The organism is Streptomyces sp. BV286 (assembly GCF_019090165.1).
Taxonomy (GTDB): domain Bacteria; phylum Actinomycetota; class Actinomycetes; order Streptomycetales; family Streptomycetaceae; genus Streptomyces.
In genome coordinates this window covers 1-13,215 of record NZ_JAHRIB010000198.1, presented here as the reverse complement: position 1 = coordinate 13,215, position 13,215 = coordinate 1, and the positions used below count along the sequence as shown (strand labels likewise).

Sequence of the window (13,215 nt, the reverse complement as noted above, 5' to 3'; positions counted from 1 at the left end):
GGCTGCCAGGGGTGCGGTGATCGCGGTACGGGTTCGGCGGTGTGCTCGGGACATACGTGAGCCTTTCGAGTCGGTCGGTCCGAACGCGGAATCCCGCGTTCAGTGACTTCGACTCGGTCCGGGCGCCCCCAGTTGTACGCCCCGATGTCATGGATTCGTAACCGAGGAGACGGGTGCGGCGCTGAACTCCTTTGTCGTCACAGGGAGTTCAGCGCAGGTCACCCTCGGTCTGCCAGATCGCCCCGACCCACTCGGGGTGGTCGATGAACGGGTTCCGCTTGCCCTGGTAGTTGTCGTGCTCGACAACAAAGCGGGACTTGTGGAGCGCCCGGTGCCATGGGAGTGGCACGCCGGGTGCGGGAAGCGGCCCGAAGAACGGCTCGATCGAAAGACGAGACCGCGCTTCGGGCCGACTTCACCACCCTCAGCATCCGCTGGACGCGACGGCGGCCAACAACCCGTCAGGCCGGGCCGCAGCGAACAGGGCGCCCACACTCACGCAGCAGGCGCTGCAGGACCCTGAACTGACCGGCATGACCCGCCAGCAGTTCAGCAACCTCATCGACGCGTGAAGGACTGGAATCAGAATGAGGTCTCTGTGGCTCGGGACTGACGGCATGTCAGTTCGCTTGGTGCAGCGCGGAGGCCTGTGGAAGCTGGACTCCGGACCAGGCATCGACTTCGCACTGTCTGTCGGCATTGTTCCCTGTGGTCACGACTGTGCCGTTGGCACGCAGGCCAAGGGTGTGCGTTGAACCGGCCGCCACGGCGACAATGTCGCGCCAATCGCCGACTTCGCACTGTCCGTAGCTGTTGTCTCCTGCTGCGAGGACCCGTCCGGACGCAGTGACCCCGATGGTGTGGTAGCTGCCCGCGCCGAGCGCCACCACGTCTTCCCACTCATCGACCTCGCACGCCCCGGTCGCCCGGTCTCCGGTCGCTACTGCCCGCCCGTCGGCTCTGAGGCCGACGGTATGGAGATACCCGGCCGAAATGGCGGCTAGGTCACGCCACCCTTCAACGGCACACTGCCGTCGTCGGTTGTTCCCCGTGGCCAGTGCAGAACCGTCCGACCGGACGCCGACCGAGTGCCAGTCACCACACGAGAGGACGACCATCTCGCGCCAGGACTGCACGTCACACTGTCCCTCTGCACTCCGGCCAACTGCTAGCACGCGGCCATTCGCGAATAGCCCGAGCGTGCGGCGCCAGCCTGCGGCCACGGCCGTGATGCCTCGCCATCCGGCGACATCACATTGCCCATCGCCATTCCACCCCGTTGCCAGCACCGTACCGTCCGACCGGAGTCCCACCGTATGAGACCTGCCCGTGTTCGTCGCGGTATGGACGTTGCCAGCTGCCACCGCGACGACGTCTTCCCATCGCTCGACACGACATTCAGCGGCTGCGGTATTGCCCACGGCGAGAACGGTTCCATCCCAGCGCCGTCCGACCGAATGACGCCCTCCGGCCGCCAGCGCCGACGGGTTAGCGAGCATTCCGCCTCCTTGTGCTGGCGCGAGTTCACGACATGGGATTCCACCTTACTTTGCACTGGAATCAGAGCGGGGTCCTCAGTCGTCGCCAGCAGATGACGGCACAACCGAGTGTGATGAAGGCCTGGTGGATGTCGTCGCGGATCTCCCAGCGGATGCGTAGGCGTCGGAAGCGTGGAGCCAGGCGATGGTGCGCTCGACGACGTATCGGAAGATGCCCAGGCCGGTGCCGTGGGGCTGGCCTCGCTGCGCGATCACCGGGGCTGTGTCTCCATCTTGACGGCGACGTCGAGTCCGACCAGACGGCGGGACAGCAGTGGTGTGCGGCCTTCGCCGAGGGCGACGGGTTTGAGGCCCGGGATGCCCAGTGCATCTGCGTAGCGCCATCGCGACGGTATGCCGGAGTTGATGCCGGGGCGCTGCGCGACGGTCAGCGGTGAGCTGTCGTCGCCGCACCAGCGAGGCCGGTCACCGGGGTGCCGGCGGCCCGCTCGGTCCACGAGCGCGCACCATGAGAGGTCGGCTGCCGCAGGGTGGCAGGGCCAGCAGGGCTGGCGGCGTTCATGGTTTTTCCACGACGTGGTCAGGGATGGTGCACGTCGCAGGGAGGGTTGGGGCACCAGCCTGCGATCCGCGGCCAGACGTCGGTGATGCGAGGGGCGGCGCCGGTGGTGGGTGGTTCGGCGCTGTCGATGACCGGTAGCCGTGGTGCTGGGCGGCGGTGGCGCACGCGTGGTGGGGCAGGTTCCGCAGGCGGGTGCCGAGGGGTAGATCCAGCAGCGGGTGACCGTCGCGGGCTGCGAGTACTCCGTGTTCCTGACTCGCCCCGGTCATGACCAGGCCGCGGCTTCAGGCTGCCGGTGATGACCGGGCCGTATCCCTGGTCGACGGCCTGGTTCACGGTGCCGCGGTCGCGGGACATTGCCATCCAGCCGCCGTCGGTGAGGATCCATCCGTGTTCGGGCCGGTGCCGTCGATCGCCGCTGCCCGAACCCGACCGGCTGGCAGCGATTGCTCCACGTGGCGGTCCGGCTCACGACCGCCGCCCATGAGAGTGGCGTCGACCTGCGCACCGCACCCCGCTGACCGGACTCCGTCAGAGGGAGCTGCGCGGCACTGTCACCACGTGCTTGCCCACGACGCCGCCGCACTCGAATGCCTGGTGCGCGGCGGCGATGTCCGCGAGCGGGTACACACTGTCGATCACCGGGCGCAGCGCACCCGACGTGACATGGCCGGCCAGGTCGCGCAGCAGGGGGGTTTCGGGGTTGGCACTGAAGGTGCGGATGCGGCGGGTGCCGTGCACGCTGGAGGCGGCGATCGCGGCCAGCGCCGACGGGGACAGTCCGACGGTGACCATCCGGCCACCCTTGCCCAACCGGCTTCGGTAGCAGTGCAATTCCGTGCCGACGGTGTCGACGATGACGTCGAACGGCCCGATCTGCTCCGAGACGGTGGAGCGGTAGTCCAGGACCTCGTCGGCGCCGAGGTCGGTCAGGAGCTCGGCGTGGCGATCGCGGGCCAGCGCGGTGACGTGACCGCCCATCGCGTGTGCCAACTGCACCGCAGCCGTGCCGACTCCGCCGGCCGCCCCCCGCACCAGGACCCGTTCCCCGTCCGCGAGGTGCACACTGTCGCGCAGCGCGATCAGCGCTGTAGAACCGGCGACCACCAGGGCTGCCGCCTCGACCGACGAAAGGTCCGCCGGGGCGTGCGCGACCCGTTCCGTGGAGACCACGACGTACTCGGCCGCCCCAGCGACGGAGTGCCGTCGGCGGGGATGCACCATGCCCCACACACGGTCCCCGACCCGGTAGCCCTCCACACCGGCGCCGGTCCCGGCGACGACACCCGCGAAGTCCAGCCCCACGCCGATCGGGAAGCGGCGTCCCGACACCATCTTCAACTCTCCCGAGCGGACGATCACATCGTGCCCGTTCACACTGGATGCCTCGACCGACACCAGCACCTCACCCGCACCGGGCGCGGGGCGCTCGACATCGTTGACCCGCAGGACGTCCGCCCTGCCGAAACCTGTGATCTGAACGGCCTTCATGTCGCTGTTCCTTCCATAACCGGCTGTGGTGGATCTGATGCTGGACCCCACAAGCGAGATCACGGTCGTTGTCCTTTTCCTGGGTCTGGCAGACCCACCCTCGCGGGCCACGCCGGCGGCATACTGGGGTCGTGACCGACTCCCCCCATCCCATGAGTGACGATCCCCGGCGCGAACTCGCCGATTTCCTGCGCACCCGCCGAACTCGGCTCCGGCCACAGGACGTTGGGCTGGAGCCCGGCCCGAGACGGCGCGTCGCCGGACTACGGCGGGAGGAACTGGCCCTGCTGGCGGGGGTGAGTTCGGACTACTACCAGCGCATGGAACAGGGACGCGACGTCCGGCCCTCCGAGCAGGTTCTGGACGCCCTCGCGCGCGCGCTGAACTTCTCCGCCGAGGAGTCCCGGCACCTGCACAGCCTCGCTGCCGCCGCGCGTACGCCCGCCCGCCTGCCCCGCTCGTACGAGCCGGAGGATGTGCCGGACACCACGCTGAGGCTGCTGCACACGATGGCCTCGCCCGCTCTGGTCGTCGGCCGTTTCCTGGACGTGCTGGCCTGGAACCCGCTCGGCGGTGCCCTGCTGGGCGAGTTCACCCGACAGCCGCAGAAGGAGCGGAACCTGCTGGCACTTTTCCTGCACCCCCAGGCCGACCGGACTTGCCCGAACCGGGCGGCCACCGTCTCCGAGTTGATCGGGATGCTGCGGACCCAGGTCGCCGCCGCTCCCGGCCACCCGCGCGCGGTGGAGCTGGTGGGTGCACTCGCCGTCCGCAGCGATGAGTTCGCGGCCCTGTGGGCCCTCCACGACGTGGAGGAACCCACCCGCGGCCAGATGCGCCTCGACCATCCCCAGGTCGGGGAACTGAACCTGGACTGGGACGCCTACCCCATACCGGGCAACCCAGGCCCCGCGCTCATGGTGTGCACCGCCGCCGAAGACAGCCTCGACGCCGAACGGCTCCAACGGCTCGCCGACCTGCTGAGCACGCCCTGACCCGCCACGGTGACCCATCCTGCGGGTCAGTCCGCGCTTGGAGCGATGCGCCTCCATCCGCTTGTCGAAAACACCACATCTACAGGCTCGTTGGCATTCCGCACGTCACGCCAACGATGAACCGGCACTCTCCGTCACCACCGAATCTGAGACAGTGCCACTCGTTTGACAGACCCTCCAGCCGGTCTGCAACGTCCTTGTTCGAACCGCGTCGCTCGTTCCGCCGGCCAGCCTGGCAGTCGCGTCGGACCAGCCCACCTGATGGGACGTCAGACTTGTAGCCGGGCGCGTGACGGTGAAGCGTGATCCGACCGCGGGCAGTATGCCACCTAGGGGCTCGCAGAGACTCGAGCTGTTGCTTCCCGCATCCGGGCTCGTTCACCTGGCATGGGCATCCCTGACGCGACACGTGACCAACTGGCCGTCACATTTGGGGTGTTGTTCCGCATCTGGACGAGCGGCAGCGTCGGCTGCTGATGGGAGCCGAGGCCCGGGCCCCGGGACACGGCGGTATCCGGGTGGTCGCGCAGGCGGCTCAGGTCAGCGAGACCACGGTTCGCAAGGGCGTGGACGAGTTGGAGGCGGGCGAGGGACCGCTGGGGCGGGTTCGCCGTCCTGTCGGCGGGCGCAAGAAGGCCGCCGAGGTAGACCCGGGGCTGCGGCCGGCTCTGCTCGCACTGGTCGAGCCGGACATACGCCTCGCGAGCTGTTACCTCCAAAGCGGCCGGCGCGGCCTTGAGACGCTCCAGATGAATGAGTCCAAGGGGTGTCGTTGCGGTCAGTGATCGTAGGCCGTGACTGATCGCTTGATGGGCTGTCCAGTTTGGTCGTTGTGCCAGATCGCCGCTGTGAGTGCGAGGATCCGGCACAGGACCCGGGCTGAAACCCCTGCAGGGCTCTTGCCGCCGTGTCGTTCCAGGTTGAGCTGCCCCTTGAAGGTTTGATTGATCGACTCGATGACCTGCCGCAGCGGTTTGAACAGGTACGCCCCGGCCGGCTCGGCTTCCCCCTTGCGGGCTGGCCGCAGCAACTTCAGGTGACGCTCGGCAAGACCGTGCTCGAACTCGCGGCCGAAGTAGTTCTTGTCCCCCGATGATCGTCTGCCCGGGGTGAACGGCGAGGACGTCTGGCGCGGTATCGAGCATGCCGCGCAGCGTTTCGCGCTCGTCCTCCTTGGCCCCGGTGAGTGCGAACAGGACCGGCAGTCCGCCGAGTGTGCACACCAGGTGCATACGCAGCCCTCAGAAGTATCGCGAGTGTGATGCGCAGTAGCCGTACTGGGCCCAGCCTGCCAGGTCCGAGCGTTTGGCCGTCTCACGGGAGCAACCGCAACCGACCGGTGTGGAGTCGACCAGCCACACATCGTCGCTCCACAGTGAGGTATCGCGGGCCACGATCCGGATCATGCTGGTGAGCAGTGAGAACGCGGCGCGCAGCCGCTTGCTGTAGCCGGACTGCTGGGGCACGTAGGGAAACAGGTGGCCGAAGTCCCGCCCGACGCGGCGAAGCCAGCGCCGCTCAGAGGTGTATCCGAGCAGCGCCGACGTGACCGCGAGCGTGATCAGCTCGGCGTCACTGAGCGTGGGCGTGATTCCGACGGCAGGCCGCCACCGCACCAGCCACGGCGAAGCAACTCGTCGTCAATCCGGGCATCGAGTGCCGTTGCGAGGGTGTCCAGGTCGTTGTCACACATCGACGTTGGACGCCCTCGTCTCATGTCCTCAGGCGATCCCCTGGACTCATTCAGGGATCCGGGGCGTGCCCACTGCGGTGACTATGCGGCACGCTCATTTCGCAGGGCCTGGATGAGCCAGGGGTACACCGGGATCAGGTTCGGTACTACCTGCCAGCCGTTGACGATCCACACCAGCCGCCAGTATCCGTCTACCCGGGGATCGTGCGCCTCTTCGAACTGCTGCGCCATCCAGTCCCGGAATTCCGTGTCAGGGGTGCGCGCGAGCACCTCGGCGAAGCGGTGCACGAGGTCATCGATGACGGATGCGACCCTGTCGCTGAGCGGGTCGATGCCCGACTCCATGGCCTCGGCCACCTTCTGACGGGTGAACTCCATCAGTTCCTCTCCGGCATCGCATTCGATGTCGAGCGGGCGCCCGGCGGCCTGCCGTACGGCCGTACGGCGCATCCGGGCACGGAAATCCTCGTCGCCGACCAGCTCGGCGAGCTCCACCCACGCGGCTACCTGCTCGCTGGTCGGATCATCGGGGAGGTCGGGAGTGGCAGCGCGAACCATGGCCACCGCGGTCGGGTCGGCATCCACTGTGCCGAAGGTGCCATCCACGAAATCGTCGATCAGACGTCGGCGTTCCTCGCCGGACAACTGCGTGAGCCTGTGCATGAGCTTGGTCTCCTCGGAACTGGACCCGCGTCTGGCCACGACTCGCAGAACGCTCCGACGCAATTGCAGCATCCGGATCTGAACGTCCATGGCGTCGGCGTGCGCCGCGGCGACTTCCGCCACCGAGAGCTCGCGGTCCAGTACCCGTTGAATCGTGGCCAGGTCCATGCCCAGCTCGCGCAGTGTGCGCAGGAGTTCCAGACGAAGCAGTGCGTCGAGGTCGTAGAGCCGATAGCCGGCGGGACTACGGGTGGTCGGCGCTACCACCCCCGAATCGGAGTAGAACCGGATGGTCCTCACAGACAAGCCGGTCCGCCGGGAAAGCTCCCCGATCGAGTAGAGGGTCGTAACGTCCATGTCCCCCACTCTGCTGTCTCCAGTCACTGGAGACTCAACACCATTCCCAAGCGGGCCCCGACCGAGACGTCCTCCGAGTTGCTGAAGCATGCGTCGCGTTCGCCAGGATGAAACGGGCACGCCTTGCACGCGCTGGGCGAGCGATGGCAGCGACATGCGACACCGCTCGCCGGCGGCCTACGGCTACGAGCCTTTGGACTCAATCATCTGGCTGAAACTCGCGATGGTGTGCGCGTCCGCCTTACTCATCACAAGGAGCGTACGAGGATCGCGTCGGGCCGGGAGGATTCCGGAGCAAACCCGCTCGTGGGCGGGCTCCGTTCGGCAGCCAGGGCCGGCGAACGGAGCCCGGGTCAGTCGCCGATGGTGCAGGCGCGTCCGTTGAGGGTGTATCTCTCAGGGGCCGAGGTGTCGCCCGTGTGGTTGGCCAGGTAGCCGATCTCGACGCTGTCGCCCGGCGCGATCGTGCCGTTGTACGCGGCGTTGGCCGCGGTGACCATGTCGCCGTTCTGGACGAGGTCGGTGTTCCAGTCCGAGATGATCGTCTGCCCCAGGGCGAGGGGGAAGACGAGCTTCCAGCCGGAGACGGGTGTGGTGCCGGTGTTGGTGAGGGTGAGGTTCGCGGTCAGGCCGCCGCCCCAGGTGGACCCGGTCTGGGTGATCCGGCAGGTCGGCGCGACCCTCTCGAACGACACCCGGTGCAGTCCACCGGGCAGGTCGTTGACGACGTAGAGCTCCCCCTCCGGCGTGGCGCCGAACGCCGTGACCTGGGTCGGCGTCTGCCCGATCTCGGCCTGGAGATAGCCCCCCGCGCCGTCGTCGCGCAGCGCCCAGACGGTGGACGAGCAGTAGTCGGTGGCGATGTACGTGCCCCCGACCAGGTCCGCGAACTGTTTGCCGCGGTACACCTGCCCGCCGATGACCGCGCAGCTGCCGGTGCGCGGTGAGTAGGTGAAGACCGGATCGGTGAGCTCGGCGCCGCCCCCGCACTGGGCCTCGTCGAACACCGCCAGCCCTTCGCGGCAGGACCAGCCGAGGTTTGCCCCGGGCTGCTCCGCGGGGCGCAGCCGGTCGATCTCCTCCCACCTGCCCTGACCGACGTCGCCGATCCACAACGAGCCGTCCGCGCGGTCGAAGGAGAACCGCCAGGGGTTGCGCAGCCCGTAGGTCCAGATCTCCGGGCGGGCTCCCGCGACGCCGACGAACGGATTGTCCCCGGGCACGCAGTACGCGAGGTCCCCGCAGCTGCGGCTCACGTCGATGCGCAGGATCTTGCCCAGCAGGGTGTCCACTCGCTGCCCGGATTCGAAGGGGTCTCCGGAACCGCCGCCGTCGCCGATGCTCCAGTACAGGTGGCCGTCGGGGCCGAAGGCGAGCTGGCCGCCATTGTGGTTGCTGTACGTGGCGTGCTCCTGGGACAGCAGCACCTCCAGGCTCGCGTCGTCGAGGTCGTACCGGGCCAGGGTCACCGCTCCATCCGGCAGCGCGGTGTACGCCAGATACACCTCCCGGCTGTCCGAGAAGTCGGGCGCCGTCGCAATGCCGAGCAGCCCGCGTTCGTTGCCCGACTCGTCCACTGCGGCCGCGATGCCGATGAGCGGGGTCTGCGCGAGGCCGGTGTCCGGGTGGTACACCCGCACGGTGCCGCGCTTTTCGGTGATGAACAACCGGCCCGAGCCGTCGTCGGGCGCGGCAATGGCGGTGGGGCGCTTCAGGCCTGAGGCGACCTGGGTGGTGCGCGCGGCGATCTCCGGCAGCGGTACAGACGACTCCGCGCCGGCGTCGGCGGGTCTCTGGAACTCCGGCGAGGAGGCGGAGGCTGCCGGAAGGGTCAAGGGGGACAGCAGTAAGGCGACCAGAAGGGGAGTTGCCCAGCGTCGTTTCAGCATGTCGGCTCCACGGCGAGGGAGAGCCGCCCCACGGGCGGGAGGAGTCGGCTCCACGGTCGAGTGAGTGCGGGCTTCATCCGGCGGGTGCGTAAGCGCACCCGCCGACCGTCGCTGTGGCGCGGCCTCGAGGCGGCGACGTTCGCCGCCTCGAGGCCGCGCCTGGTGGGCCTGTCCGGCGGATCATGCCGCGGTAGGCGACGGCCCCTTGCGGGACCGCACCGGCGGGTACTGCACCCGGTGCTGCGACACGATCCACCGGACAGGCCCAAAGGGGATGGGGGTCAGGGTTGGGCGTCGGCCTGCCGGCGGCGCCGTCCGCGGTGGAACGCCGCACCCGCGACGCAGGCCACCAGGACCGCGGCTCCCGCCAGCGAGCCGGCCAGCGCGGTGAGCGGCGAGCCGCTCGTTGCCTCGTCGGCGGCGTTCACCGCGTCCCCGTCCGGCGCCGCGGCGCCATGCGCCCCGTGCCCGGTGTGAGCCGCAGCTGCCTGGATGCCAGTGGACTCCGCCGCCTTCGCGGCGATCGCGTCGGCCGTCGTCCGGCCACCGCCCAGACCCGTGACCTCGCCCTGACCGCCGTCGAAGACGACGTCGGAGCAGGAGAAGAAGTTCTCCTGGCTGTCCGAACGGATCCACTGGACGAAGAGCATGTGCGACCCGGACCGCGTCGGCAGCCGCAGGTCCCAGTAGTAGTGGCCGCCCACGCTACCCGGGCCACTCTTCTGCGGCGGGTTGGTGACGGTCTGTAGATGCGTCAGGTCTCCCCATGCCAGGGGAGTGGTGGGCGACCAGCCGTTCTTGGTGATGTACACCTCGAACTTGCCCGGGTGGTGTGCCCAGTTGCTGTAGTTGATCTGGATGCTCGAGCCCGAGGTGAGATGCGTCTTCGGCCAGTCTGTGCGGGCCGCGTTGTAGGGGGAGAAGTTGTACGGGCTCCTGTCGCCGGCGCTGCAGAGCTTCCCGTCGGGGACGTAGCCCGCACTCCTGCCACCGGCGTTGGAGTCCAGCACGGCGAACCAGTTGTACAGCGGCGTGGTGCTGGCCTGCTGGACGGCGGCGCGACAGGCCGGGTTGGAGGGCATCTGGGTCGATTCGTTCTGGAGCAGGTCCAGGTAGCAGAGATACGTGCGCGACCCGGGTCCCATGGCGACGCCGTGCGCCGCCGCCGGGGACGGCAGCGAGGCCACGGCGAGGGCCAGTAACAGGGCTCCCAGCAGGGCGGATAAGCGGTGGAAGCGGAGCCGCTTTCGGCTCCGGCCGACGTGTCCGTTGATCATGTGGGGGATCTCCTCTGCGGTGATGCGGCACGGCGGGCAGCCGACCGGCATCGGCGCGCAGACGTCAGGTCGGCCGAGCGGCGATTCGCCCACCGAACCGCCCGACTGTAGAAGTGCCGCGCACCCACCAAGGCGCCTGGCCGGTCCGGGACCGGATCGCCGTAAGGCGAATGGGAGCGCTCCCATAACATAGTGGCCGCCAGGGCATCCGTGAATGCCCCCGTCGCATCCTCTTCTCCCCTGCCGAAGGCGGGCGGCTCGTACGCTTCCTGCCTCCTGGGAGCGCACAGTACGAGTGGGTCCAGACCAGGGCGAGGAAGCCGCCGTAGACGGCCGAGGCGAGGGTGGCGGGCATGAAGGTCCCGTACACGGTGGCTTGCGGCCCGGCCCTTTAATAGCCACACCGCCATCACGGCTGGCAACTACAACAAGGTGAACGTCCGCTTCGACGCTCAGCACGGCCACTTCGACTCTGCGGGTACCTTCCAGCCGTCGACGACGAAGTCGCCGGCCCCGTGATCCCTGCCGCCCTCGAGTCTCGGCGGCCCGCCACATCGCCGACACCGGTCAGGGCTTCGGCGTCGCCCCGTCCAGCAGCATCCTGCGCGGACGCCCCAACCTCACCGCGCCGAAGACGGCTGCCAAGAAGACCACCGCGAAGAAGAGTGCGGCAAAGAAGACGGCGGCGAAGCCGAAACGCAGCGCGTGATCCGACCCAGGGAGGGGGGTCGGATGGTGATGCCACGGCCTCGCGCTGACCAGCCATGGACGGGCCCATGGTCGGAGTGCAGGGCGCCGTGGTTGGGGCGCGCTGCCCAGCCCTACGCGAAACAGCCGCCGTCCGGATCGGATCCCGGGCAGCGGCTGCAATGAAGAACGTGGTCGTGAAGGGCGGTCGCCTACGCGGCGGAACGCTCTATGAGGCTTCAGCCGAACGATCGTCCTCATAGGCAATATGTGAGGCCCGGGGACACTGTCCCCTCCACAACCACGCTTGCTGTAACCAGCGCGCCCCTGCGGATGTTCCCGGTACAGGCATCCGCTGCGACCAGACCCGAGGGAACTCGAGGGAACTCGAGGGAACTCGAGGGAACTCGAGGGAACTCGAGGGAACTCGAGGGAACTCGAGGGAACTCAGCGGCCTGAGTCGGTAATGCCGTTGGCGAGCTGCCCGACCACATCGGCGATTCCCTGCCCGAAGGCCGTCGGGGCGACCAGCACCCCGAACACCAACACGAACCCTGGTCAGGAGGGCTCGGTGAGAACCCACAACTCCCAGACTCCGGCGGCCCGGCACTCGTAGGCGCGTACGCCGTTCTCCAAGTACCACCGGCCGCGCTCATGACAGCGGTTCTCCTCGGTCGGAGGAAAGTCCGCCACGTGGTGCCAGCCTGGCCCGGCTGCCAGCGTGGACTGTACGGGCGTGGGCGCGGGCGCGGAGGCCGCGGCAGTTGCGCCGTGGCTCGCCACCAGCAGCGACGCGGCCGCAGCCGCGAGAAGAACGCGTTTCATGGTTCGCATGGAACGCATCCTTCCGCATCTGGCGGGCCCACACCGATGGAGACCGCTCCGCCTTCCCCCGGTTGGCCTAGGGGTCGGCGTGCGGGAGCTTTCGCCGACGACCCCTTGCTTTCCTGCTCAGACCCCTTGTCCGCGGCTGCCCCGACGTGGGCGTGGGGCAAGTCGTAGGGCTACTCGTACGGCAACTCGTAGGGCAAGTCAGTCGTAGCCGCGGCGGCGACCCGGTGGCGGCATACAACCACTCGGCTGACCACGCCCGCAGCGGAACGCTTCGCAGCCTTGGCCGGCGAGAACTGGTCCGACTACCTGGCCGCGACTCGCCCGCGCCCGCACCAATCGAGAGGAACGGGACGTGGCTGAAAGGAGTTGAAGGAGCGGCCCCGAGTCGAGGTCGTCCGGGAACATGAAGCATGCATCCGGATGACTGGCACCTCACCCACAACGTCGACGCCTTCCTCGCCCGAGCTGGGCACTTCCTGCGCTCGCGCGCTGCCCTGCACAACACGCCCCTGACGGACATCGAGAAGCTGCGGACACACAGGGCGGCCGAGTCCGACGACGAAGCCGCCGTTTTCGGCCGACTAGAGTCACAGGGTGAGGTTCGCGCGATCTTCTATCTCACCCCGCTCGGACGCCTGGGCCTCACTCCGCTCTCTGCCGAGCAGACCGACACCCTCGCTGCACACCTGGCCGGCCTCGGGCACTCACCCGCCCACGTCATCGCGGAGCACGACACCGCTGGCGCCTTCTCCGAGTCCTGGCAGAAGCACACGGGCGCGGCGTCGGTACCTTTCTGGAAGACGCATCTCTACCGACTCGGCACGCTCACCCCGCCGCAGCGCCCGGAGGGCCAGGGCCGCCTCACGGGCCGTAAGGACCATGACCAAATCGTGCGCTGGTGCCGTGAGTTCTGCGTCGACGTCGGGGAACAGCGCTCCATCGACCTGATCGACGCCGGCTCCTGGGAAGACTCACGTTTCGGCGACAGGCACTTCACGTTCTGGGAAACCCCGGAGGGCATTCCCGTCTCGATGGCGGCCTCGACCTCGCTCGTCGGCGGCATGGTCCGGGTGGATCCCGTCTATACCCCGGCCCACCTCCGCGGCCGCGGCTACGCCGGAGCTGTGACGGTCGAAGCGAGCAGAGCCGCACAGGCCGCGGGGGCGACGGACGTCGTCCTGTTCACAGACCCGGACAACCCCACGAGCAACGCCCTCTACCAGCGCATCGGCTACGTCCATCTCGCCGACTTCGCCGGACACAGGTTC

The 13,215-nt window shown here is 68.5% G+C and carries 10 protein-coding genes and 3 pseudogenes; 3 read left to right on the top strand and 10 right to left on the bottom strand.

The genetic code is table 11. The features are described from left to right. Positions 1–208: 208 nt before the first annotated feature. The 5 genes and pseudogenes from KUF83_RS37310 to KUF83_RS37290 form a co-directional block, all read right to left on the bottom strand. A complete protein-coding gene (locus KUF83_RS37310; protein ID WP_217459492.1) occupies positions 209–349 on the bottom strand; it encodes a hypothetical protein in 141 nt (46 codons plus the stop codon). Positions 350–620: 271 nt separating this feature from the next. Continuing rightward, positions 621–1,499, bottom strand: coding sequence for a chromosome condensation regulator (locus KUF83_RS37305; RefSeq protein ID WP_217459491.1), 879 nt, complete (start codon positions 1,497–1,499; stop codon positions 621–623). Positions 1,500–1,750: 251 nt separating this feature from the next. After that, the gene (locus KUF83_RS37300; RefSeq protein WP_217459490.1) at positions 1,751–1,996 is read right to left on the bottom strand and encodes a hypothetical protein; all 246 of its coding nucleotides are present in this window, start codon (positions 1,994–1,996) and stop codon (positions 1,751–1,753) included. Between the two features lie 83 nt (positions 1,997–2,079). Next, a pseudogene (locus KUF83_RS37295) lies at positions 2,080–2,466 on the bottom strand (DSD1 family PLP-dependent enzyme); the annotation flags it as partial. 126 nt (positions 2,467–2,592) lie between these two features. Next, positions 2,593–3,552 carry an NADP-dependent oxidoreductase gene (locus tag KUF83_RS37290; RefSeq protein ID WP_217459489.1) on the bottom strand — a complete coding sequence of 320 codons (960 nt, stop codon included), beginning with the start codon at positions 3,550–3,552 and terminating at the stop codon, positions 2,593–2,595. Positions 3,553–3,704: 152 nt separating this feature from the next. Between KUF83_RS37290 and KUF83_RS37285 the strand changes: the two genes are divergently transcribed. Next, entirely contained in the window at positions 3,705–4,547 is an 843-nt protein-coding gene (locus tag KUF83_RS37285; protein ID WP_217459494.1) for a helix-turn-helix transcriptional regulator, read from the top strand. Positions 4,548–5,023: 476 nt separating this feature from the next. Continuing rightward, a pseudogene (locus KUF83_RS37280) lies at positions 5,024–5,245 on the top strand (ISAzo13 family transposase); the annotation flags it as partial. An 80-nt stretch (positions 5,246–5,325) separates the two neighbouring features. Here the strand turns inward: KUF83_RS37280 and KUF83_RS37275 are convergent. The 5 genes and pseudogenes from KUF83_RS37275 to KUF83_RS37255 form a co-directional block, all read right to left on the bottom strand. After that, positions 5,326–6,240, bottom strand: a pseudogene (locus KUF83_RS37275) (IS982 family transposase). An 81-nt stretch (positions 6,241–6,321) separates the two neighbouring features. Next, positions 6,322–7,260 carry a MerR family transcriptional regulator gene (locus KUF83_RS37270; RefSeq protein ID WP_217459488.1) on the bottom strand — a complete coding sequence of 313 codons (939 nt, stop codon included), beginning with the start codon at positions 7,258–7,260 and terminating at the stop codon, positions 6,322–6,324. A 353-nt stretch (positions 7,261–7,613) separates the two neighbouring features. Next, positions 7,614–9,149, bottom strand: coding sequence for a PQQ-dependent sugar dehydrogenase (locus tag KUF83_RS37265; RefSeq protein ID WP_217459487.1), 1,536 nt, complete (start codon positions 9,147–9,149; stop codon positions 7,614–7,616). Positions 9,150–9,430: 281 nt separating this feature from the next. Further along, positions 9,431–10,426 carry a lytic polysaccharide monooxygenase gene (locus KUF83_RS37260; protein WP_254644936.1) on the bottom strand — a complete coding sequence of 332 codons (996 nt, stop codon included), beginning with the start codon at positions 10,424–10,426 and terminating at the stop codon, positions 9,431–9,433. 1,245 nt (positions 10,427–11,671) lie between these two features. Further along, positions 11,672–11,938, bottom strand: coding sequence for a hypothetical protein (locus KUF83_RS37255; protein WP_217459486.1), 267 nt, complete (start codon positions 11,936–11,938; stop codon positions 11,672–11,674). A gap of 419 nt (positions 11,939–12,357) precedes the next feature. Here KUF83_RS37255 and KUF83_RS37250 point away from each other — a divergent pair. Further along, positions 12,358–13,215 (top strand): GNAT family N-acetyltransferase (locus tag KUF83_RS37250; RefSeq protein WP_217459485.1); only part of this gene is annotated, 858 nt, incomplete at its 3' end.